This is a genomic window from Rhodoferax antarcticus ANT.BR (assembly GCF_001938565.1).
GTDB classification, from domain to species: Bacteria; Pseudomonadota; Gammaproteobacteria; order Burkholderiales; family Burkholderiaceae_C; genus Rhodoferax; species Rhodoferax antarcticus.
On the sequence record NZ_MSYM01000005.1, the window covers coordinates 66,398 to 88,314 of the forward strand.

Consider the following 21,917-nt stretch of genomic DNA (forward strand, 5'->3'; position numbering starts at 1 on the left):
TTATGTCTCCTGCGGTAGTAGCTCTTTTTTAGAGAGCAAATCAACCACCTTGGCACTCACCGCACCAATCGAGCCCGCGCCCATACACAGCACCACATCACCACCTTGGGCGATGTCGACGATGCTTTGCGCCATGTCGGAAATCTGATCGACAAACACCGGTTCGATCTTGCCGGCCACGCGTAGCGCACGCGCCAAACTGCGGCCATCTGCCGCCACGATGGGCGTCTCACCAGCGGCATACACCTCGGTTAGCAGCACCGCGTCGGCCTGGGCGATGACTTTCACAAAGTCGTCAAAACAGTCGCGGGTGCGGGTGAAACGGTGCGGCTGAAAGGCCAGCAACAGCCGCCTGCCAGGGAAAGCGCCGCGTGCCGCTGCCAGGGTGGCGGCCATCTCGATGGGGTGGTGGCCATAGTCGTCCACCAGCGTGAAGCTGCCGCCAGTGGCTGCGGGCAGCTCGCCGTAATTCTGAAAGCGCCTCCCGACGCCTTTGAAACCGGCCAGGGCACGCAGCACCGCATCGTCGGACACGCTCAGCTCCAGCGCTACGGCGATGGCTGAGAGCGCGTTAAGAACGTTATGCCGGCCCGGCAGATTCAACACCACGGCCAGATCCGCCAGCACCATGCCGTTGCGCCGTTGCACGGTAAACAGCATCTGACCATCCAGCGCGCGCACGTCCACCGCGCGCACTTCCGCACCTTCTTCAAAGCCGTAACTGGTGATCGGGCAGGTGACTTGCGGCACGATGGAGCGCACCGCCGCATCGTCGGTGCACAGAATGGCGGTGCCGTAAAACGGCATGCGGTGCAGGAAGTCGACAAACGCTTTCTTCAGGTTCTCAAAGTTATGGCCATAGGTTTCCATGTGGTCGGCGTCGATATTCGTCACTACCGCCATCACCGGTAATAGGTTCAGGAACGACGCATCAGACTCGTCAGCCTCCACCACGATGTGGTCACCCTGCCCCAGACGGGCATTAGCACCGGCGCTGGTGAGCCGCCCGCCAATGACAAAAGTCGGGTCCAGCCCGGCCTCGGCCAACACACTGGCGACCAGACTGGTGGTGGTGGTCTTGCCGTGGGTACCGGCAATGGCAATGCCTTTTTTCAGGCGCATCAGCTCGGCCAGCATCAGCGCGCGCGGCACCACTGGAATGCGGCTGTGGCGTGCCGCCAGCACCTCGGGGTTATCCGCCTGCACCGCGGTCGAGGTGACCACCGCATCGGCGCCAGCCACATGGCTGGCCGCGTGACCAATGTGCGTCTGGATGCCCAGGCCCGCCAAGCGCTGCAGCGTGGCGCTGTCAGACAGGTCAGAGCCGGAGATGGTGTAGCCCAGATTGAACAAGATCTCGGCAATGCCGGACATGCCTACACCGCCGATACCGACAAAGTGAATGTGGCGAATGGCGTGTTTCATTGGGTCAACTCCTCACACGCACTGACCATATATTGCGTTGCTTCGATTTTTTGCATCTTTTTGGCCTCTAGCCCTTTATTCATAAGCGCGGAGCGCTCCATTTTTGAAAGCATGTCGGCCAGACTTTGAGCGCTCAGATCGCGCTGGGGCACCAGCCAGCCCGCGCCCTGATCGACCAGAAAACTGGCGTTGGTCGTTTGGTGGTCGTCCACCGCCGAGGGAAGCGGCACAAACAGCGCCGCCGCCCCCACCGCCGCGATTTCCGTCACGGTGCTGGCCCCGGCGCGGCAGATGATCAGATCAGCATCGGCAAAGGCCTGAGCGGTGTTGTCGATGAAGGGCGTCAGCTCGGCCACCACGCCAGCCTGTGCGTAGTTGGCGCGCAAGGCGTCAATCTGTTTGGCACCGCTTTGATGGATCACTGTCGGGCGCTGATCAGCAGGCAGCAAAGCCAGCGCTTGCGGCACGATCTCATTCAAGGCTTTGGCACCCAGGCTGCCACCCACCACCAGCAGCTTGAGCGGCCCGCTGCGCGCAGGAAAACGCTCTGCTGGCGCGGGCTGGCTCAAAAACGCAGCGCGTAACGGGTTTCCCACCCATTGGGCGCTCTTGATCACATTCGGAAACGCAATGAACACCCGATCTGCCACGCCGCAGAGCACCTTGTTCGCTAGGCCTGCCACCGAATTTTGTTCGTGCAGGATCAGCGGCTTGCCTAGCGCCACGGCCATCAAACCTGCGGGGAAGGTGATGTAGCCGCCCAGACCCACCACCACATCGGGTTTGACGCGACGCAGCACCTGAATACTTTGCCAAAACGCCTTGAGAAGACGCAGCGGCAGCAGCGCCACCGTGATAAGACCCTTGCCACGCAAGCCACCAAAGTCGATGGTCTCAAAGGGAAAACCTTGCGGCGGTACCAGCTGACTTTCCATGCTGGGCTGCCCCGGCTGGCCACGGCCACCGAGCCAGTGCACGCGCCAGCCCCGTTCGCGCAGCGCCTGCGCCACCGCCAGCCCCGGAAAGATATGACCGCCGGTGCCACCCGCCATGATCAGTGCGCACTTCGTCATACACGGCCTCCTTGCATGAGCCAGGCCGCACAAGCGCCCTGCCGCGCTGCGCGCTGGGTTCTATTTTGGTGAAACAGAACCCTCATACACGGCCTGCTTGCATGAGCCAGGCCGCACAAGCGCCCTGCCGCGCTGCGCGCTGGGTTCTATTTTGGTGAAACAGAACCCTCATACACGGCCTGCTTGCATGAGGGTTCTGTTTTCCTGATCCACCTTGAGCACCACGGCGATGGCGATGAGGTTGATCAGTATGGCGGAGCCGCCGTAACTCATCAGCGGCAGGGTTAAGCCCTTGGTGGGCAGCGCGCCGAGGTTCACACCCATGTTGATGAAAGCCTGAAAGCCCATCCACACCGCCACACCCTGCGCCACCAGCCCGGCAAACACCCGGTCCAGCGCAATCGCCTGGCGGCCGATATACATCATGCGCCGCACCATCCACAAAAACAGACCAATCACCAACACCACCCCGACCAAGCCAAACTCTTCACCAATCACCGCGAACAAAAAGTCGGTGTGTGCTTCGGGCAGCCAGTTGAGCTTTTCGACACTGCCCCCCAAGCCCACGCCAAAAATCTCGCCACGCCCGATGGCAATCAGCGAATGGGTGAGTTGGTAGCCCTTGGCCAGCGCATTTTCCGCGCTCCAGGGATCGAGGTACGCAAAAATCCGCTCCCGGCGGAACTCGCTGGTGGCGATCATGGTGCCGAAGGCCACCAACAGCACCGCCACGATCAGGAAGAACATGCGGGCATTTACCCCACCCAGGAACAGGATGCCCATGGCAATCACCGCAATCACCAAAAACGCACCCATGTCCGGCTCGGCCAGCAACAGCACGCCCACCACCGCCACCGCCACACTCATGGGCAGCACCGCGCGCAAGAAGCGCTCTTTCACGTCCATCTTGCGCACCATGTAGTTGGCGGCGTACAGCAGCACGGTGAATTTGACCAGTTCGGACGGCTGAAAACTCAGCGGGCCCAGGCTGATCCAGCGGCGTGCGCCATAGACTTTTTTACCCACACCGGGCACCAGCACCAGCGCCAGCAACACCAGAGACGCCACAAACAGCCACGGCGCCAATTTTTCCCAGGTGGCCAGCGGTATCTGGAAAGCCAGCAAGGCGCCGGTGAAGGCAATCATCAGCCACAGGCTGTGACGCAGCAAAAAATAGGTCGGTGTGTATTGGGCAAAACGCGGGTTCTCCGGCAGCGCGATGGAGGCGGAATAAACCATCACCAGACCCCACAGCAGCAGCGCCACCGTGACCCACAACAGCGGCTGGTCAAAGCCTTGCGCGCGCATCGGTGCGGTGCCGGTTGAGGCCAGCCGGGTAGCGCCCAGGCGCACCGGCAACACATCGCCGTCAGGCGTGGCGAACGCGCCGGCGCCCGTCCACTGGCGCAGGCGCTGGCCGAAGGGAATGCGAGCGCTGCTCATGCCTGCCCCTCCAGCATCACACCGGCATCCAGGGCCAGCTCGGTCACCGCCTGCACAAACACGCGGGCGCGGTGTTCGTAGTTGTCGAACATGTCAAAACTGGCGCAAGCGGGTGACATCAGCACCGCGTCGCCTGGCTGAGCCTGTCCGCTGGCTTGGCGCACAGCGTCAGCCATCGAGGTGGCATCCAGCACAGGGATGCCGGTGTCTTGAAGCGCAGCCCGGATCAAGGGTGCGTCACGCCCGATCAGCACCACCGTGCGCACGCACCGGCGCACCGGGTCAGCCAGCGGCGAAAAGTCTTGCCCCTTGCCCTCGCCGCCCAGAATTGCCACCACCTTGCGGTCAGCCCCCAGACCCAGCAGCGCGGCCACCGTGGCGCCCACATTCGTGCCTTTGCTGTCGTCGAAATATTCCACCGCGTTCACCGTACCAATCGGCTGCACGCGGTGCGGCTCGCCGGTGTACTCGCGCAGGCCAAAGAGCATGGGCGCTAGCGCGCAGCCCGCGCTACTTGCCAGCGCCAAGGCCGCCAAGGCATTGGTGGCGTTGTGGCGGCCACGAATGCGCAGCGCGTCGGCAGGCATCAACCGCTGGAAAAACAGTTCTTCAGCGGCTTCGTTGCGCTTGCGTTTGGTCTCGTCAGCGTCCAGGGCGCGCACCAGCCAGGTCATGCCGTTGATGGTCTCGATCCCAAAGTCGCCCGGGCGCTGCGGCATATCGCCACCAAACAAAATGCAAGCGCGCTGCTGGGGCTTTTGGCCCTTGATCTTCACGGGTGATTTCGTGGCCCCCGCACTTGCCATTGCATGTGCTGCGCTGCCCCCCGAGGGGGTCTTCGCGCCTAAGGGCGGCTTGTCGGCGCTCAACATCCGCATGACTTCTTCGTCTTCACGGTTGAGCACCATCAGAGCGGTTTTACCAAAGATGTTGCTCTTGGCTTGGGCGTAGGCGGCCATTGAGCCATGCCAGTCGAGATGGTCCTGGCTGATGTTCAGCGCCGCGGCGGCAGTCGGCTCGAAGCTGGTTTCGCCATCCAACTGGAAGCTCGAAAGCTCCAGCACCCAGACGTCCGGCAGGCTGTTGGCATCCAGATGTTGGGCCAGGGTGTCGAGCAGTGTCGGGCCGATATTGCCGGCCATCGCCACACTTTTGCCAGCGCGCGCCAGCAGTTGCGCGGTCAGCGAGGTTACCGTTGTTTTACCGTTGGTGCCGGTGATGGCCAGCACGGCAGGCGTGTAACCACGCTCTAACTTTAACGCTGCCAAAGCTTGGGAATATAAGCCTAATTCGCCTGCAGCCCATATACCAATTGCCTGAGCAGCTTCAAAAACAGGAGCAACCTCAGCCGGACTCAAGCCGGGACTCTTGAACACCGCGCGCAGGTCGGTGCCCTGCACCATCGCAGCGTCAAAGGCGCCACCAATGAAGCGCGCGGCGGGAAGCTCGGACTGCAACCGGGCCAACTGCGGTGGGGCCAAACGCGTATCAGCCACCGTGACCCGCGCGCCAAAACGCGTGCACCAACGCGCCATCGCCAGGCCGGACGCACCCAGGCCCAGGATCAGCACGTGTTGGTCATGCAGGGTGTTCATGTCGTCGCCGGGCTGCCCCAAGACGGCATGCGCCCCCTCGGGGGGCAGCGCAGCACATGCAATGGCAAGCGTTGGGGTGGCCATCTGCTATCTCAGCTTCAGGGTACTCAAACCCACCAGGCACAACAACATGGTGATGATCCAGAAACGCACCACCACCTGCGTTTCTTTCCAACCGGCTTTCTCAAAGTGGTGGTGCAGCGGCGCCATTTTCAGCAGGCGCTTACCGCTGCCAAAGCGCTTTTTGGTGTATTTGAAATAGGTCACCTGCAGCATCACAGAAATGGCCTCGGCTACAAACACCCCGCCAATAATGGCCAGCACTATTTCTTGCCGCACGATCACCGCAATGGTGCCCAGCGCCGCGCCAAGTGCCAGCGCACCCACATCACCCATGAAAACCTGCGCCGGATGGGTGTTGAACCACAAAAACGCCAAGCCAGCCCCGGCCATCGCCGCACAAAAGATCATCAGTTCCCCGGCGCCGGGAATGTGCGGCAGCAGCAGATAACGTGAAAAAACCGAATTGCCGGTCACATAGGCAAAAATGCCCAGGCAAGAACCCACCATCACCACCGGCATGATGGCCAGGCCGTCCAGCCCGTCGGTCAGGTTCACCGCGTTGCTTGAGCCCACAATCACCAAGTAGGTCAGGATGACAAAACCCAGCACCCCCAGCGGGTAGCTGACTTGCTTAAAAAACGGTACCAACAAATCGGCTTTGGGCGGCAGGCTCAAGTCAAAACCCGACTGCACCCAGCTGAAAAACAGCTCCAGCACCCGGATGTTGGAGCTTTCCGAGATGGAAAACACCAGGTACAGCGCCGCCACCAGACCAATCAGCGACTGCCACAAATACTTTTCGCGTGAGGGCATGCCTTCGGGGTCTTTGTTGACCACCTTGCGCCAGTCGTCCGACCAGCCAATGGCGCCAAAACCCAGCGTGACCAGCAGCACAATCCAGACAAAGCGGTTGCTCCAGTCAAACCACAGCAGGGTCGAGATCGAAATACTCAGCAAAATCAGCACGCCACCCATGGTGGGTGTGCCACTTTTGCTCAGGTGCGACTCCATGCCGTAGCCACGGATCGGCTGGCCGATTTTGAGTGACGCCAGGCGCCGGATGACCCAGGGTCCGGCGGCCAGACCCATCAGCAGCGCGGTCATGGCAGCCATCACCGCGCGAAAGGTCTGGTACTGAAACACGCGCAAGAAGCCCAGTTCGGGCGAGAGCGTTTGCAACCATTGCGCCAGCCAGATCAGCATGCCGCTGCCCTGCTTTCTTGCGTGGCGGCCACGATGGCCTCGACCACCCGCTCCATCTTCATGAAGCGCGAGCCCTTGACCAACACGCTGGACACTCCGGGCAACGCAGCCAATACGGCTGCCTGTAAATCAATCATCTCCACACAAACCCTCACATCATCAAATTTCATAGCTGCTTGCGCTGACTGCACGCCGGTTACAAGCACTTTTTCTATATTTTTTTCCAAAGCGTGGGTCAGCGCCTCGGCGTGGAACAGCGGGCCTTGGTCGCCGACTTCACCCATGTCACCCAGCACCAGCAAACACGGCCCCGGCAACGCCGCCAGCACGTCAATGGCGGCGCGCACTGAATCCGGGTTGGCGTTGTAGGTGTCATCCACCACGGTGATGCTGCGCCCCGACAAGCTGACCTGCAGTGCCCGGCTGCGGCCTTTTACCGGCTCAAAAGCAGACAGTCCGGCGGTGATGGCTTCAGAAGCAACACCAGCCGCCAATGCACAGGCCACGGCAGCCAGCGAATTCTTCACGTTGTGGGCACCGGCAATGTGCAGGCTGTAGCGCAACTCACCCACCGGGGTGGCGGCACACACCTGCCAAGCGGCGTCTTGCCAGTGGGTCTGCAGGGCATACACCTCGGCATCGGCCTTTGCATCGGCTGGCGCCTGCGCTGCAAACCGCAGCACCCGGCGCGCACCGGCCAGTTCAACCCAGACGGCACTGTAGGCGTCGTCGGCCGGGAACACCGCCACACCGTCAGCAGGCAGGGCACTGATCACCGCGCCATTTTCTTCGGCCACGCCCTGCACGGTGTGCATGAATTCAAGATGTTCTCGCTGGGCGTTGTTGACCAGCGCCACCGTGGGCTGGGCAATGGCCGCCAAGGTGGCGATTTCGCCGGGGTGGTTCATGCCGAGCTCGACCACAGCGGTGCGGTGCTCAGATGTGAGGCGCGCCACAGTGAGCGGCACGCCAATGTCATTGTTCAAATTGCCCTGTGTGGCCAAAGCGGCATCACCTTGCGCGGCGTGCAGGATGGCGGCGATCATTTGCGTCACCGTGGTTTTGCCGTTGCTGCCGGTCACCGCGATCAGCGGCAAGCTGAACTGCGCGCGGTAGTGGGTGGCCAGTTGCGCCAGTGCCAGCCGCGCATCGGCCACCACCAGCCCCGGCAAGCCTGCTTGCGCCAGTTGCGCCGCAGCCTTGTCACCCTGGCACAAGGCCGCCACTGCGCCTTTGGCCCGGGCCTCTACCAGAAACGCATTGGCGTCAAAGCGCTCACCGCGCAAGGCCACGAACAAATCACCGGGCTGCAGGGTACGGGTGTCGGTGTGCACGCGCGCTATAGCCACCGGCGCCGCTGCATCCAGCCCAACCGGCTGCGCCTGGCCCAGCCAGGTGGCGACTTGCGCCAAGGTCATGCGGGTTCTCATGCTGCCACCCCGCCGATAGGGCGCTGCTTCAGGGCTTGCCGGACCTGCACCATGTCCGAGAAAGGCAGGCGTTTGCCGGCAATTTCCTGATAGTCCTCATGGCCCTTGCCGGCCACCAGCACCACGTCGGCAGCGGCGGCTTGTGCCAGCACCTCGGCAATGGCACGGGCGCGGTCGGGTTCCACCATCACATGCGGCTCACCGACCAGCCCCAGCAAGATCTGGCTGATGATGGCGTCTGCCGGTTCGCTGCGCGGGTTATCACTGGTGACCATCACACGCTCGGCGTGCCCAGCGGCCATGGCGCCCATCAGTGGGCGCTTGCTGGTGTCGCGGTCACCACCGCAACCAAACACACACCACAGTTGGCCACCGCGCTGCGCAGCCACGGGCTTGAGCGCATCAAGCGCTTTGGCCAGCGCGTCCGGGGTGTGGGCGTAATCCACCGCCACCAACGGCTGGCCCGGCACACTGACACACTCCATGCGCCCCGGCACCGGGGTCAAGGCGGCACACGCTTCTGCGGCGCTCGCAAGTGGCACGCCCAACGTACGCATCGCGGCGATCACGCCCAGCAGATTGGAGACGTTGTAGTCACCCATCAAGGGCGTGGTCAGGGCCACAGACTGCCCGCCTTCCACCAAATCAAAGCCCACGCCACCATGGCTGTAGTCAATGGCCTGCGCCTGCAGCCGTGCCCGGTTGCCCTGCCCGGGCTGCATCGACACCGTCCAGAGATCCAGCGCCCCTTGCTGCGCGCGCGCTGCCAGGCTTTGCGCCAGCTCCACACCGTAGGGGTCGTCCACATTGATGACGCCAGCGCGCAAACCCGGCCAGGCAAACAGCCTCGCCTTGGCTTGCCAATAGGCTTGCATGTTGCCGTGGTAGTCCAGATGGTCTTGCGTCAGGTTGGTCAGCAAGGCGGTATGAATCTGTGTGCCATCCAGCCGGTGCTCTTCGATGCCGATGGACGAGGCCTCCATGGCGCAGGCTTGCAGGCCCTGGGCCACAAAGCCAGCCAACCCTGCTTGCAAGGCCACCGGGTCGGGCGTGGTCAGGCCAGTGCTCACCACATCAGGGGGGATTCCAATACCCAAAGTGCCCACAAACCCACATGGAATATGCGCGGAATGCTTTAATTTTGAGAGCGCCTGAGCCAGCCACCAAGCAGTGGAGGTTTTGCCATTGGTGCCTGTCACTGCCAGCAAACGCAAGGCCTGGCTGGGCTCACCAAAGTAGACACTGGCCAGCGGCCCGCTGGCGGCTTTCAAACCGCGGTAGCAGGCGATGCGTGGGTCATCCAGGCCAAAGCCAGCCACACCGTCTTGCTCCACCAGGCAGGCGCTGGCTCCGGCCGCCAGCGCACCGGCCACATGGGCACGTGCGTCCACCGCAGCGCCTGGCCAGGCCAGAAAGCCATCACCGACCTGCAGTTGGCGGCTGTCAGTGCGCAGCGTCCCGGTGACCTGGGTCTGCAGCCAGCGCGCGCATTGCAGCGGGGTGTGAAATTGCAGCATCAGAACGACTCCTCCACCAGCTCGGTCACCACCTGGGGCACTACCGTCATGTCCGGCGCCACACCCAGGACGCGCAAGGTTTGCTGCACGGTTGTGCTGAACACCGGCGCGGCTGTGTCACCGCCAAAATACTTGCCATTGGTAGGCTCGTCGATCATCACCGCCACAGCGATGCGCGGCGCGTCAATCGGTGCCAGCCCGGCGAACACACCGCGATAACGCTTGCTGGCGTAGCCACGGCCTTCCACCTTGTGCGCGGTACCGGTCTTGCCGCCCACCGAGTAACCCATGGTCTGGGCCTTGGGCGCGGTGCCACCTGGGCCGGTGACCAAGTGCAACATGTTGCGCACGTCGCGCGCCACCTTGCCCTTAAAAACCGGCTGCCCGGCCCTGGGCTGCGACACCTTGAGCATGGACAGCGGTACCAAATCACCCTCGCGACCAAACACGGTATAGGCATGGGCGAGTTGCATCAGACTCACCGACAGGCCATAACCGTAACTCATAGTGGCCTGCTCAATCGGCCGCCAGGCCTTGTAGGGCCGCAGCCGCCCGCTCACCACGCCTGGAAACGGCACCTGCGGCTTCTGTCCAAAGCCGACACGGCTGTACATCTCCCACATCTCCCGCGCGGGCATTTGCATGGCAATCTTCACGGTGCCTACGTTGCTGGACTTCTGGATCACCTCGGCGACGGTGAGCATGCTGTGCGGGTGCGAGTCTGAGATGGTCGCGTTGCCGATGCTCATTCGCCCCGGGGCAGTCTGAATACCGGTCTGCGGCGAGACACGCCCGGTGTCCATGGCCAGCCCGATGATGAACGGCTTCATGGTGGAGCCCGGCTCAAAAGTGTCGGTGAGCGCCCGGTTACGCAACTGCTCACCGCTGAGGTTTTGTCGCTTGTCGGGCACATAGCTGGGGTAATTGGCCAGCGCCAGCACTTCTCCGGTTAACACATCCAGCACCACCACACTGCCGGCCTTGGCCTTGTGCAGCAGCACCGCCTCCTTGAGTGTCTGGTAAGCAAAGAACTGCACCTTGCTGTCAATGCTGAGCTGCAGGTCGCGCCCATCTACCGGCGCAATCTGCTCACCCACCGCTTCCACCACCCGGCCCATGCGGTCCTTGATGACGCGCCGTGAGCCGTTGCGCCCACCCAGATCGGTGTTGAAGGTCAGCTCCATGCCCTCCTGCCCACGGTCCTCGACATTGGTGAAGCCCACCACATGGGCCACGGCTTCACCCTCGGGGTACTGTCGTTTGTATTCCTTGCGCTGGTAAATACCCTTGATTTTCAGGGCTTCAATCTCTTTTCCCACCGACTCATCGATCTGACGTTTGAGCCAAACGAAGGTCTTGTCCTCGTCCTGCAGCTTCTTGTTCAGCGCCACTGGCGACATGCCTAGCAGCTTAGCCAGCTTTTTCAGGTTGACCGGGTCGCGGTCCACATCTTCAGGGATCGCCCAGATGCTTGGCACCGGAATGCTGGACGCCAGGACCACCCCGTTGCGGTCCAGAATGCGCCCGCGATTCGACGGCAGCGCCAGCGTGCGGGCGAAACGCACCTCGCCCTGCCGTTGGAAAAAGTCGTTTTCAATCACCTGGATATAGACCGCGCGCCCAGCCAGGCCGACAAAAGCCAACGCCGTGGCAGCCACAATGAGTTTGCTGCGCCACACCGGTGTCGGGCTGGCCAACAAAGGGCTGGAGTTGTAGGCGATGCTGCGGCTCATTTCACCCGCCCGACGCTCAAGGGGTTGGCTGGCGTCAGTAGTCCAGACGCGTCGGTTGCACTGGGCGTATAGGCCACATACGCGGTGATAGCCGGATTGGCCGCACGCATCTGCAAGCGCGATTTGGCCAAACGCTCAATACGCGCCGAGGTCGCCTGGGCGCGCTTTTCCACTTGCAGGCGTTCGTTTTCCACCTCCAGCTTGTGTGCCAGAGAGCGTGCGCGGTCCAGCTCGGAAAACAGGTGGCGCGACTCATATTGCACATTCACAAGATACAGCGCACTGAGGACCACACCCACCGCCAACACCAGGTTCCTGCGCATCATGGCACGCCCTCTTGCCCGCTAACGGTGCGCTCGGCCACACGCATGATGGCGCTGCGGGCACGCGGGTTAGCCGCCACCTCTGGCGCGCTTGGGCGGATGCGGCCCAAAGCTTTCATTTGCATCACCTTGGGTACAGCAAACGGCGCCCGGCGGTCATACACCTCTTTGGCGTGTTGGGCAATAAACTGCTTGACGATGCGGTCTTCCAGCGAGTGAAAGCTGATCACCACCAGCCGCCCACCCGGTTGCAACACTTTCAGCGCGCCGTCTAGCGCCTGTTGCAGCTCCTCAAGCTCGGCATTGATGAAAATCCGAAAAGCCTGAAATGTGCGCGTTGCAGGGTTCTGGCCCGGCTCGCGGGTTTTGACCGTGTCAGCCACGAGCTGGGCCAATTCAGTGGTGGTGTCAAGGGGGCCCCGCGCCTGTCGGCGCGCAACAATCGCCTTTGCAATGGGGCCAGCAAACCGTTCTTCGCCGTAGTCACGAATCACCTCCGTTATTTGTTGTACCTCGGCATGAGCCAACCACTGCGCCACACTTGTGCCGCGCGTGGTGTCCATGCGCATATCCAGAGGACCTTCGAACCTGAAACTGAAACCCCGCGCCGGGTTGTCCACCTGCGGCGAGCTAATGCCCAAATCCAGCAACACCCCCGCCACGCTGGCAGGCGGCAGTTCACCTAGATCTTTGAAACCTTGATGCCGGATGGCAAAACGCGGGTCGGTGATGCAGGCCGCCTCAAGCAGGGCATCCGGGTCTTTGTCAAACGCGATCAAGCGGCCGTGCGGAGCCAAGCGCGACAAAATCAGGCGGCTGTGGCCGCCGCGCCCAAAGGTGGCATCCACATAGACTGGCGCAGCGACAGAATCAACAGGCGCGTCAGAGGTGCCGAGCAAAGCGTCAACCGCTTCGCCCAACAACACGGTGGTGTGTGTCCATACGTTTTCCACCGCTGGCCTTCAGAACGCAAAGTCTTTGAAAACGTCGGGCATGCCGCCCTGCATGGCCTGCGCTTCTTGGGCGTCGTAGGTGGCCTTGTCCCACAACTCAAAGTAGCTGCCCATGCCCAGCAACACAGACTCTTTGGTGATACCGGCTGCAGCGCGCAGTTCGGGCGACACCAGCACACGGCCAGTGGCATCCATCTCCACATCCATGGCATTGCCCAGGAAAATACGCTTCCACCACTGTGCCGACATGGGCAGGCTGTTGATGCGTTCGCGAAATTTCTCCCACTCCGGACGGGCAAAAATCATCAGGCAACCGTCTGGGTGTTTCGTGATGGTGAGTTGGCCGCTGGCTGTGGCACTCAACACGTCACGATGCCGGGTCGGCACAGATAGCCGACCCTTTGCGTCCAGACTGAGAGAAGAAGCCCCTTGAAACACTTGAAATGACCCTTGTTGGAGTTGCCAGCCTGACGGGCGTCAGTAAAAAAGCACTTTTCACCACTAAATTGCACTTTTTTGCACTGTACCAGCAAAATAACGGCCTGCAAACAGGATTACAGTTATTTGCACAATGAAATCAACAAGTTAGGAGCGACTTTAAAGAATCGATCACGACAAAACTGTTCTAAATGAAGCACTTAGAACACGCACTGAAAGTGATGACTGAGGATGCGCAAACATCCTCAGAACAGGTGAAAAATTACCGGTTGACGGCCGGTTGCCGACTGTTCACTACAGGATGTAACGGCTCAGATCTTCGTTCTTGCTGAGTTCAGCCAGGCGTGAGTCGACGTAGGCCGAGTCGACCTGAACCGTCTGGCCAGCCAGGTTGCTGGCGTTAAAACTCACTTCATCCAGGAGCCGCTCCATCACCGTGGAGAGCCTGCGAGCGCCGATGTTCTCGGTACGCTCGTTCACGTCAAAGGCAATTTGCGCCAGGCGCGTTATGCCCTCGTCGGTGAATTCAACCGCCACCCGCTCGGTTGCCAGCAACGCCTGGTACTGCTTCACCAGGGACGCATGGGTCTGCGTCAGAATGGCCACAAAGTCTTCAACCGACAGCGACTTGAGCTCAACCCGAATCGGAAAACGCCCCTGCAGTTCCGGAATCAGATCGCTGGGCTTGCTCAGGTGAAAGGCACCTGAGGCAATGAACAAAATGTGATCGGTCTTCACCGTGCCGTATTTGGTCGACACGGTGGTGCCCTCCACCAGCGGCAGCAGATCACGCTGTACGCCTTGGCGCGACACCTCGGCGCTGCCGCTGTCGGCACGTGAGGTGACTTTGTCAATTTCATCGAGGAAAACAATGCCGTTTTGCTCCAGCATGTGCAGTGCCTGGGTCTTGATGTCATCGTCATTCACCAGTTTGGCGGCTTCCTCGTCAGCCAGCAGCTTCAACGCCTCGCTGATTTTCAGCCTGCGCGTCTGCTTTTTGTTCTGGTTCATCTGGCCAAACATGCCGCGCAATTGCTCGGTCATTTCTTCCATGCCAGCCGCACCCATGATTTCCAGGCGCGGCGCGGCTTGCGCCAGGTCGAGTTCGATCTCGCGGTCATTGAGCTGGCCTTCCCGCAGTTTTTTGCGAAAATTTTGCCGCGCGGCGCTCTCAGGCTCCTGGGCTTCCATCACGCCAAACTCCTTGCGCGGCATCGGGATCAAAATATCCAGCACCCGGTCTTCGGCGGCATCTTCGGCACGCGCGCGCACCTTGTGCATCTCGGTCTGGCGGGTTTGCTTGACCGCCACATCGGCCAGGTCGCGGATGATGGAGTCCACGTCTTTGCCCACATAACCCACTTCAGTAAATTTGGTCGCCTCCACCTTGATAAAAGGCGCATCGGCCAGACGCGCAAGGCGGCGGGCAATTTCGGTTTTACCCACACCCGTGGGGCCAATCATCAAAATGTTTTTCGGGGTGATCTCGCTGCGCAAGTCACTGTCGACTTGCTGTCGGCGCCAGCGGTTGCGCAACGCAATGGCCACCGCACGCTTGGCCTGTTGCTGACCAACAATGTGTTTGTCGAGTTCGGTAACGATTTCCTGGGGGGTTAAAGATGACATGGTTCAATTAGTTGAAAATTTTGGCTTGCAACGACGAAGTGTTGGAGACAGAGCAAAGCTCACTTCGTGTAGCTCTTGGCCTGTCCCGCAAGGTGGGCAGCCGGACATCCGACGAAGTGTTGAGGACAGAGCAAAGCTCACTTCGTGTAGCTCTTGGTCTGTCCCGCAAGGTGGGCAGCCGGACATCCGACGAAGTGTTGAGGACAGAGCAAAGCTCACTTCGTGTAGCTCTTGGTCTGTCCCGCAAGGTGGGCAGCCGGACATCCGACGAAGTGTTGAGGACAGAGCAAAGCTCACTTCGTGTAGCTCTTGGTCTGTCCCGCAAGGTTTCACAATGTTTCAATCGTGTGGTTCATGTTGGTATAGATACAAATCTCACCCGCAATCTCCAGAGATTTTTTGACCATTTCAGTGGCCGAGAGGGTGGTGTTGTTCAGCAAGGCGATCGCCGCAGCTTGCGCGTAGGCACCACCAGAGCCGATGGCCACAATGCCATTTTCAGGCTCCAGCACATCGCCATTGCCGGTGATGATCAGCGAGGCCTCAAGGTCTGCCACCGCCAGCATCGCTTCCAGGCGGCGCAGCACCCGGTCGGTACGCCAGTCTTTGGTGAGCTCAATGGCGGCGCGCACCAAGTGGCCCTGGTGCTTTTCGAGCTTGGCTTCAAAACGCTCAAAGAGGGTAAAAGCATCTGCCGTGGCCCCGGCAAAACCGGCCAGCACTTTGCCGTGGTAGAGCTTGCGCACCTTGCGCGCCGTGCCTTTGACCACAATGTTGCCGAGTGTCACCTGCCCATCGCCGCCAATCGCCACCTGCACGCCCTCTGGGGTCTGACGGCGCACGCTGATGATGGTGGTTCCGTGAAATTGTTCCATACCGAAGCTGCTGTCCTAGTTGGCACGCGCCGTCACGCGGGCGTGCTCGTTGATGCCGATCAAATTGAAAAAGGCCGCCACCAAATGGGGCAAGCGGCAAAACTCAACTTTTTTATCTGCTGCCTGCGCGCTGGCAACCCAGTTCAAAATGCTGCCTGCCGCCGAAAAATCAACCCGCACCAGACTGTCGCAGCTAACCAGCACATCCCCGCTGGCCTGCAGGGCCGCTTGCAGCGCATCCAGTCCAGCCGCTGCCGACCCCATGACCTCACCTGACAACGCCACCCGGCAGGCACTGGCATCCACAAAAGGCGTGGGTTCGGTCAGAGGCCCGCATGAGGAGGTGTCAGGGTGGCCGTTGATACGAGACGAAGCTCGCTGGACAGGCGCCACAGGCGCGTAGGCGCGATGGCAGCGCGCAGTTTCCCAAGCTGGCGGCGACACCTCGTAGGTCACGCAGTAGTCCATCGACACCAGCTCAAACTCATTTTGAGCGGTCAAAACACGCAGGGTGCTCAGACGCAGCTGCCACCAAAACTGGGGCACCTGCCTGTCTCCTAACGGGGTATGGATGCGCAACAGCGTATCGAGCACTTCCAGATTGTCGAACTGCAGTGCCAGGGGCTGATCACACCACTGTGCCATCAAACTGGCCAGCGCCACGGAACCCTCGGTGGTGATGGCCTTCAGGCCCAGCCAGTCCAGCCGGGCGTGGGAATGCCCGCTGGCCACGCTGGCCTGCAGTTGCAGCACCGCGGCCTTGTCAAGGATGGCCGGCGATTGCCAGCTGGCATAACCCGGCTGGCTTACCGCAGAGGCTGCTACTTGCCGCATGACCCCTGGGTTGCGCGCTTCCCAGTCAGCTCGCTGGGCGTATTCCAGTGCCAGGCGTTCGTAGCTGGCGAGTTGGCCAGTACACCGGTACATGTCCAGCAGTGCGGTGGTCCAGGTGTCTTTCAAATCAGCTGTAGCCTGGTCGCCTTGCAGAGCCAACAACAGGACCGACTCGGCACCCGTGTCATCGCTGTTGGCGAAGCGAATGGCTGCGTCCTCAAGCACCGGATCCAAGGCCTTACCCATATCAATAGACACCACACTGGAGTTGGAAAAGCCGCTTTGGCCAGACATTTCAAAGTTTTGTGGCGACGCAGGAACTGCAGCCACCCTGGTGGGTTTGGGCCTCTCCGACTCGGCCAAATGGGTCGGCATGGTTGGGGCGAAGGTGTTGTAGGTGTCCAGCTGCGAGTGCGCCAGCTCTGCAGACGCAGCATTTGGCGACGCTTGCACGCGGTCAGACCGTTTGGCGGGCAAGTTCGCTTCGGTCGGTTTGCCTTGATGGCCTGTCCACCACTGTTTAGACATCTGCGCTTCGATGTCGTCGATTTTTTTCAAAGTGGATTCGCGCCCGACAGATTCCGCAAACCCAGTGCTGTCTTGGTAAAAAGAGGCGCGGGCAGCCATTTCGGACAAGGCTGCCGGGGACGCTTCGCGCAGCTTGCGAAGCTGGCTGAATTCACGGTGACGCACTGCGTCGTTGTGCGCCTTGCGCTCAATCATGCGCTTGATGGTTTGCTTACCTGCTTCGCCTTCTTGCGGCGAAGTTGCCAGGTGGCGCGCGGACACTTCACTGGCCGGGCTGCGAACAAAATTGGCAACCCGGGCCAACAGCCCGGTGGGTGTATCTTTGCTTGCCATCAAAGTTTGTGTCGCGGGTAGCCCCGAATGGGAGTCGCTTCAGTCTCCAAACATTTTTTGTTTCAGCTCGCGTCGCTGCTGCGCTTCAAGCGACAGGCTGGCGGTGGGCCGAGCCAACAAGCGCCCGACACCAATGGGTTCACCCGTTTCGTCGCAATAGCCGTAGTCACCTGAATCGATGCGGTTGATGGATTGCTCGATCTTCTTGAGCAATTTGCGCTCACGGTCGCGCGTGCGTAGCTCCAGGGCGTGCTCTTCCTCGATGGTGGCGCGGTCGGCCGGGTCAGGGACAACCACCGTGTCTTCACGCAGGTGCTCGGTGGTTTCACCGGCGTTGCTGAGGATGTCGTTTTTAAGCACCACCAGTTTGTGCCGGAAAAACGCCATTTGGGTGTCGTTCATGTAGTGATCGTCCGACATGGCCATGACTTCTGCGTCGGCCAACTCAGACACCGGTTTTTTCTTCCAGTTGTCGGCCAGCTTCGGGTCTTTTTTGATCGCCGAGGCCAGCGGTGACACGATGGGCTGCACCGTGGTCATCTGCGTGAAGCTGGCTTTGGCTGCGGTGGACGCCACCGACTGGGCCATCGAGGGCACGGTGAGTTGCGCCAAGCGTGACGACGGACGGCCCGAGCGCACCGGAATACCCAGCGGCGTCATGGGTGGTGCCACGGGAGCGGGCTTGATGACTTTGGCTGTCTTGGAAGAAGACTCGGTTTTGATGGGATCAACAGTGGTCACAGGCTCAACCTTCTTTTTGGAACGGGGAGGAATCGGCGTTGCCGCTGGCACCGTCTTGGCAGGCGCAGCTTTGGTGGCCGATTCGACCTTTTTGGTTACGGGGGCCTTGGCAACGGGTGCCTTGGCGGCTGGTTGGGCTTTGGCGGATTTGGCCGCAGGGCTGGGTTGGGTGGCTACAGCCGCTTTGGCGGGTACAGCTTTCGATTTAACGGCTGGCGCTTTCACGGGTAGTCTCCTGGCGATTTTGGGGGGATCCTTGGGTGCGAATGCGGCTGTTTCCTGCTCTTTGGCGGATAGCATCTGCATTTTGGCTGCTTTGGGAGGTGCTTTTTCTTCGGCGTGCGAGTGTACTGGCGGTGCCGTTGAAAAACCCATCAGTTGCAAAAGCGAGACAAACATCACTCCTCCGATGCAAGGTTAAAAGACCAACTCACACAAGACTTTGCTCCATGCCTTGCAGAAAAATGTCCTTGGGCAGATCGATGCCGATAAAGACCATTTTGCTACTACGCTTTTCGTCCGCGCCCCAGGCCGGACCCAGATCGCTGCCCATCAACTGGTGCACGCCCTGGAAGATCACCTTGCGGTCGGTACCTTGCATATAGAGCACGCCTTTGTACCGGAGCATGCGCGGGCCATAAATGTTGACGATGGCGCCCAAAAAGTCTTCCAGCTTGGCCGGATCAAACGCCCGGTCCGAGCGGAACACAAAACTTTTCACGTCATCGTCGTGCGCATGGTGATGGCCATGCTGGTGGTTGTGCTCATGCGAAGGGTGATTGCAGGTTTCGCCCGGTGCGTGGTCATGACCTGCATGGTCGTGCTCGTGATCGTCTTCCTTGAGAAAGTCCGGGTCAATATCGAGCTTGGTATTGAGATTGAAGCCGCGTAGGTCAAACACCTCGCTCAGGGCCACCTCACCAAAATGCACCGCTTTTTGCGGTGCGCGCGGGTTCATGTGTTTCAGGCGCTGCTGCAGGTCCGCCACCTCTTGCGCAGACACCAAGTCGGTCTTGCTGATGAAGATCTGGTCGGCAAAACCCACTTGGCGGCGCGCTTCCTGGCGGTCATCGAGTTGCTGGTTGGCGTGCTTCGCATCCACCAGTGTCAGGATCGAGTCCAGCAGATAACTTTCGGCAATCTCGTCGTCCATGAAAAACGTCTGCGCCACCGGACCGGGGTCGGCCAAGCCGGTGGTCTCAATCACCACGCGGTCAAAGTCCAGCAGACCCTGGCGTTTTTTGGCGGCCAGCAGTTGCAGTGCTTCACGCAGGTCTTCACGGATGGTGCAGCAAATGCAGCCGTTGCTCATCTGGATGATCTGCTCTTTGGAGTCGGTCACCAGAATGTCGTTGTCGATGTTTTCCTCGCCAAATTCGTTTTCGATGATGGCAATTTTCTGGCCGTGCGCCTCTGACAGCACGCGCTTGAGCAGCGTGGTTTTTCCGGAACCGAGAAAGCCAGTGAGGATGGTGGCAGGGATCAGGGACATGGTGCGCAGGCTGGTTGAAAGGCAGCGAGTGTAACGACGAAGCTGCGCACAGTTGCTTTCGCATCACCACCAACCCCTAAACGCACTCACCTTATGGAAAGTTGACCCCGGCGCTGGTCAACCGTGCCTGCAATGGGTCGCCATAACGGCTCTCATCAAACCAGGCAGACCGTCGGATTTACCACGCACCAGACGCCGACCGTCGTTTTTTATGCCAAATTAGCTTCTAGCCCTTACAGAGATTGCGTAACCAGCTATAAAAAATGATGCTTCCATGCGTGTCGCATGCGTCAATAATTCAACCCACGCGCGGCTTTTGGTGCCGGGCCTGAACGTCCAGAAACTGGCTTTTACCCAGCGCCACGTGCACGGCTTTGCTCAACCGATGGATTTAAATCAGTAGGTGATGGCCATGGACGGCACGTCCACGCGGATCATCGGTTTACCCAAAGCCGCGCTGACCGCCGCTACATAACCACTGACCCAATTGGCATCCTCGAACAGCCTTGGGCCCGCGGCCTGCGTGACCACCAGCACCTTGTCGGCGGTCAGCACCTTGCCGCTGGCGCGCAGGGGCTCGCAGTCCAGTTCGGTGAACTGCTGGTCCAGCCACGCACGGGCAGCATCGTGCGCAAGGGGTACGCCGTCGGGGACATGAAAGGACAGCTCAACACCTTTGTCGAAGACCACGCTGATTTGCTTTTGCATAAGGCACCTGTTGGTAAAAATGACCGATAAAACACTATTTTGAACCACAACCGTCCGGTCAAAAGTCAAACAAAATCAATTGGTTAGAGATGGACTTGGGTTCGTTTTGTAATTCATCGGTCTGCAAGGCTCATGAAACCTGGGTTTTCTCGAAAACCGAGACCGACAAAATCTGTTGACAAGTGTAGAGCGAGGATTTGAGTTGAAGCTCCTTTTTGACAATGGCGATCAAAACCTAAGTGGCGATGGCGCACCAGATTTGCGTCTTCACTGCGTTCTCGCTGGTGCCCAAAACTTCTTGATACGCAGATGCTGCTTGATCCACTTGAAGAACAATTCGACCTGCCAGCGGTTCTTGTAAAGCTGCGCAATCACCGGTGCTGACAATGCCGTGTTGTTGGTCAAGAAGATCAGCGTCTTGCCCATTGGATCCTTGAAACGAACCCGGCGCAAATGCTCGGGGTCATCTTTGGCCGCCTTGAATCCATTGAGCGCCACAGACTGATCACACACCACGCCGGTGGCCTTATCCACTTTGGCAGAGTACACACGCCGCACGTTGAAATTGGACTTCGCCCGCGTCACAAAAAAGGCACCCGCCTCAGTTGTCGCTCAAGCGGCACGGGCGGGTACTCCAAGGCAAACGTACCCGTTTCCTCGTTGGTTTTTTTCATTCTGTTGCCACGTTTGAATTATCCGGAGATACGTCACCCTTTTTTCAACGTTCCCCATAGGAGAGTCGTTATGGCCAAAAAGGCACTTTGCATCGGCATCAACAACTACCCCGGCACCCACATGGACTTGCAGGGCTGCGTGAACGATGCCAGTGACTGGGCAGCAGCCCTGGTCGGTCGCGGGTTTGCCGCCATTACCCTGCTAAACGACCAGGCCACCAAAGCCGCCATGATGACCGCTATGGGCAACCTGATCAGCAAGGCGGTCAAAAACGACAGCCTGGTCATCACCTTCTCTGGCCACGGCACCTACCAGCCCGACACCGACGGCGATGAGGCAGATGGCCTGGACGAAGCGCTGTGCCCCTACGATTTACAAACCAACGGTGCCGCGCTGACCGACGACGAGATCAAAACCCTGTTTGCCAACCGCAAAGGCGGGGTTCGCATCGTGCTGATTGCCGACAGTTGCCACTCTGGCACCGTCACCCGCGCTGCCGCAGCCGAACCAGACTCTGACACCCGACCGCGTTTCATGCCCATGGGCAACTGGCTGCCTGACAAGCTACTGCCGAAAAACCGCGTTGGCAAGTTGTCGGCTACCGTCGTCGCACCGCTGGGCGGGTCACCGCTGCTGGCTGCGTATTCGCGCCAGCTTGGCGATCCGCTGCTATCAGGCTGCAAAGAAGGCACCAACAACTTCAGCTACGACGCGCGTATCAATGGCCGCTACAACGGGGCTTTCACCTACTACGCGCTCAAAGCGCTCAAAACCTTGAAACCCGAGGCCACCTACGCCGACTGGCACAAGGCCTTCGTCAAGTATCTGCCGTCGGCCAGCTACCCACAATCACCGCAGATTGTGGGCAGCGACACTGCCCGCAAAGGCATCGTTTTCGCCTGATTTCCA

The 21,917-nt window shown here is 60.2% G+C and carries 19 protein-coding genes and 1 pseudogene; 2 read left to right on the top strand and 18 right to left on the bottom strand.

The window, feature by feature from the left end; all coding sequences use genetic code 11:
* The 11 genes from murC to mraZ all read right to left on the bottom strand — a co-directional run bounded on the left by murC (position 1) and on the right by mraZ (position 13,196).
* Positions 1-1,425: a UDP-N-acetylmuramate--L-alanine ligase gene (murC, locus tag BLL52_RS02050; protein ID WP_075585073.1), complete on the bottom strand. Its 1,425-nt coding sequence runs from the start codon at positions 1,423-1,425 to the stop codon at positions 1-3.
* The gene (gene murG, locus BLL52_RS02055; RefSeq protein ID WP_075585074.1) at positions 1,422-2,498 is read right to left on the bottom strand and encodes an undecaprenyldiphospho-muramoylpentapeptide beta-N-acetylglucosaminyltransferase; all 1,077 of its coding nucleotides are present in this window, start codon (positions 2,496-2,498) and stop codon (positions 1,422-1,424) included. Before murG ends, murC begins: the two co-directional genes overlap by 4 nt.
* Positions 2,499-2,666: 168 nt before the next feature.
* Entirely contained in the window at positions 2,667-3,941 is a 1,275-nt protein-coding gene (ftsW, locus tag BLL52_RS02060) for a putative lipid II flippase FtsW (RefSeq protein ID WP_075585075.1), read from the bottom strand.
* Positions 3,938-5,536: a Mur ligase family protein gene (locus BLL52_RS02065; protein WP_075585198.1), complete on the bottom strand. Its 1,599-nt coding sequence runs from the start codon at positions 5,534-5,536 to the stop codon at positions 3,938-3,940. Before BLL52_RS02065 ends, ftsW begins: the two co-directional genes overlap by 4 nt.
* An 87-nt stretch (positions 5,537-5,623) precedes the next feature.
* Complete coding sequence (gene mraY, locus BLL52_RS02070; RefSeq protein WP_075585076.1) at positions 5,624-6,802, bottom strand: phospho-N-acetylmuramoyl-pentapeptide-transferase; 1,179 nt, start codon at positions 6,800-6,802, stop codon at positions 5,624-5,626.
* Positions 6,796-8,232: a UDP-N-acetylmuramoyl-tripeptide--D-alanyl-D-alanine ligase gene (locus BLL52_RS02075; RefSeq protein WP_139313275.1), complete on the bottom strand. Its 1,437-nt coding sequence runs from the start codon at positions 8,230-8,232 to the stop codon at positions 6,796-6,798. The genes mraY and BLL52_RS02075 overlap by 7 nt, the downstream gene beginning before the upstream one ends.
* On the bottom strand, positions 8,229-9,749 hold the full coding sequence (locus BLL52_RS02080; protein ID WP_075585077.1) for a UDP-N-acetylmuramoyl-L-alanyl-D-glutamate--2,6-diaminopimelate ligase: 1,521 nt from the start codon (positions 9,747-9,749) through the stop codon (positions 8,229-8,231). The genes BLL52_RS02075 and BLL52_RS02080 overlap by 4 nt, the downstream gene beginning before the upstream one ends.
* Positions 9,749-11,482, bottom strand: coding sequence for a peptidoglycan D,D-transpeptidase FtsI family protein (locus BLL52_RS02085; protein WP_075585078.1), 1,734 nt, complete (start codon positions 11,480-11,482; stop codon positions 9,749-9,751). Before BLL52_RS02085 ends, BLL52_RS02080 begins: the two co-directional genes overlap by 1 nt.
* Complete coding sequence (gene ftsL, locus BLL52_RS02090) at positions 11,479-11,808, bottom strand: cell division protein FtsL (protein WP_075585079.1); 330 nt, start codon at positions 11,806-11,808, stop codon at positions 11,479-11,481. Before ftsL ends, BLL52_RS02085 begins: the two co-directional genes overlap by 4 nt.
* Positions 11,805-12,758, bottom strand: a complete 954-nt coding sequence (gene rsmH, locus BLL52_RS02095) for a 16S rRNA (cytosine(1402)-N(4))-methyltransferase RsmH (RefSeq protein WP_075585080.1) — start codon at positions 12,756-12,758, stop codon at positions 11,805-11,807. Before rsmH ends, ftsL begins: the two co-directional genes overlap by 4 nt.
* 9 nt (positions 12,759-12,767) lie before the next feature.
* Positions 12,768-13,196: a division/cell wall cluster transcriptional repressor MraZ gene (gene mraZ / locus BLL52_RS02100; RefSeq protein ID WP_075585081.1), complete on the bottom strand. Its 429-nt coding sequence runs from the start codon at positions 13,194-13,196 to the stop codon at positions 12,768-12,770.
* 5 nt (positions 13,197-13,201) lie between these two features.
* On the opposite strand from mraZ, the gene BLL52_RS21695 reads away from it, so the two are divergent.
* Positions 13,202-13,333 carry a hypothetical protein gene (locus BLL52_RS21695; protein WP_264569347.1) on the top strand — a complete coding sequence of 44 codons (132 nt, stop codon included), beginning with the start codon at positions 13,202-13,204 and terminating at the stop codon, positions 13,331-13,333.
* A gap of 157 nt (positions 13,334-13,490) precedes the next feature.
* Here the strand turns inward: BLL52_RS21695 and hslU are convergent, their stop codons facing one another.
* The 7 genes and pseudogenes from hslU to BLL52_RS19870 form a co-directional block, all read right to left on the bottom strand.
* The gene (gene hslU, locus BLL52_RS02105) at positions 13,491-14,822 is read right to left on the bottom strand and encodes an ATP-dependent protease ATPase subunit HslU (RefSeq protein ID WP_075585082.1); all 1,332 of its coding nucleotides are present in this window, start codon (positions 14,820-14,822) and stop codon (positions 13,491-13,493) included.
* Between the two features lie 329 nt (positions 14,823-15,151).
* Positions 15,152-15,697: an ATP-dependent protease subunit HslV gene (hslV, locus tag BLL52_RS02110; RefSeq protein WP_075585083.1), complete on the bottom strand. Its 546-nt coding sequence runs from the start codon at positions 15,695-15,697 to the stop codon at positions 15,152-15,154.
* 15 nt (positions 15,698-15,712) lie between these two features.
* A complete protein-coding gene (locus BLL52_RS02115) occupies positions 15,713-17,392 on the bottom strand; it encodes an STAS domain-containing protein (protein WP_075585084.1) in 1,680 nt (559 codons plus the stop codon).
* 39 nt (positions 17,393-17,431) lie between these two features.
* Positions 17,432-18,358, bottom strand: a complete 927-nt coding sequence (dksA, locus tag BLL52_RS02120) for an RNA polymerase-binding protein DksA (RefSeq protein WP_139313276.1) — start codon at positions 18,356-18,358, stop codon at positions 17,432-17,434.
* Positions 18,359-18,563: 205 nt separating this feature from the next.
* Positions 18,564-19,625: a CobW family GTP-binding protein gene (locus BLL52_RS02125; RefSeq protein WP_075585085.1), complete on the bottom strand. Its 1,062-nt coding sequence runs from the start codon at positions 19,623-19,625 to the stop codon at positions 18,564-18,566.
* A 396-nt stretch (positions 19,626-20,021) separates the two neighbouring features.
* The gene (locus BLL52_RS02130; RefSeq protein WP_075585086.1) at positions 20,022-20,333 is read right to left on the bottom strand and encodes a hypothetical protein; all 312 of its coding nucleotides are present in this window, start codon (positions 20,331-20,333) and stop codon (positions 20,022-20,024) included.
* Between the two features lie 58 nt (positions 20,334-20,391).
* Positions 20,392-20,936 (bottom strand): annotated as a pseudogene (locus BLL52_RS19870) (IS4 family transposase); the annotation flags it as partial.
* 141 nt (positions 20,937-21,077) lie between these two features.
* Between BLL52_RS19870 and BLL52_RS02145 the strand changes: the two are divergent.
* The gene (locus BLL52_RS02145; protein ID WP_075585088.1) at positions 21,078-21,911 is read left to right on the top strand and encodes a caspase family protein; all 834 of its coding nucleotides are present in this window, start codon (positions 21,078-21,080) and stop codon (positions 21,909-21,911) included.
* The last annotated feature ends 6 nt before the right edge of the window (positions 21,912-21,917 follow it).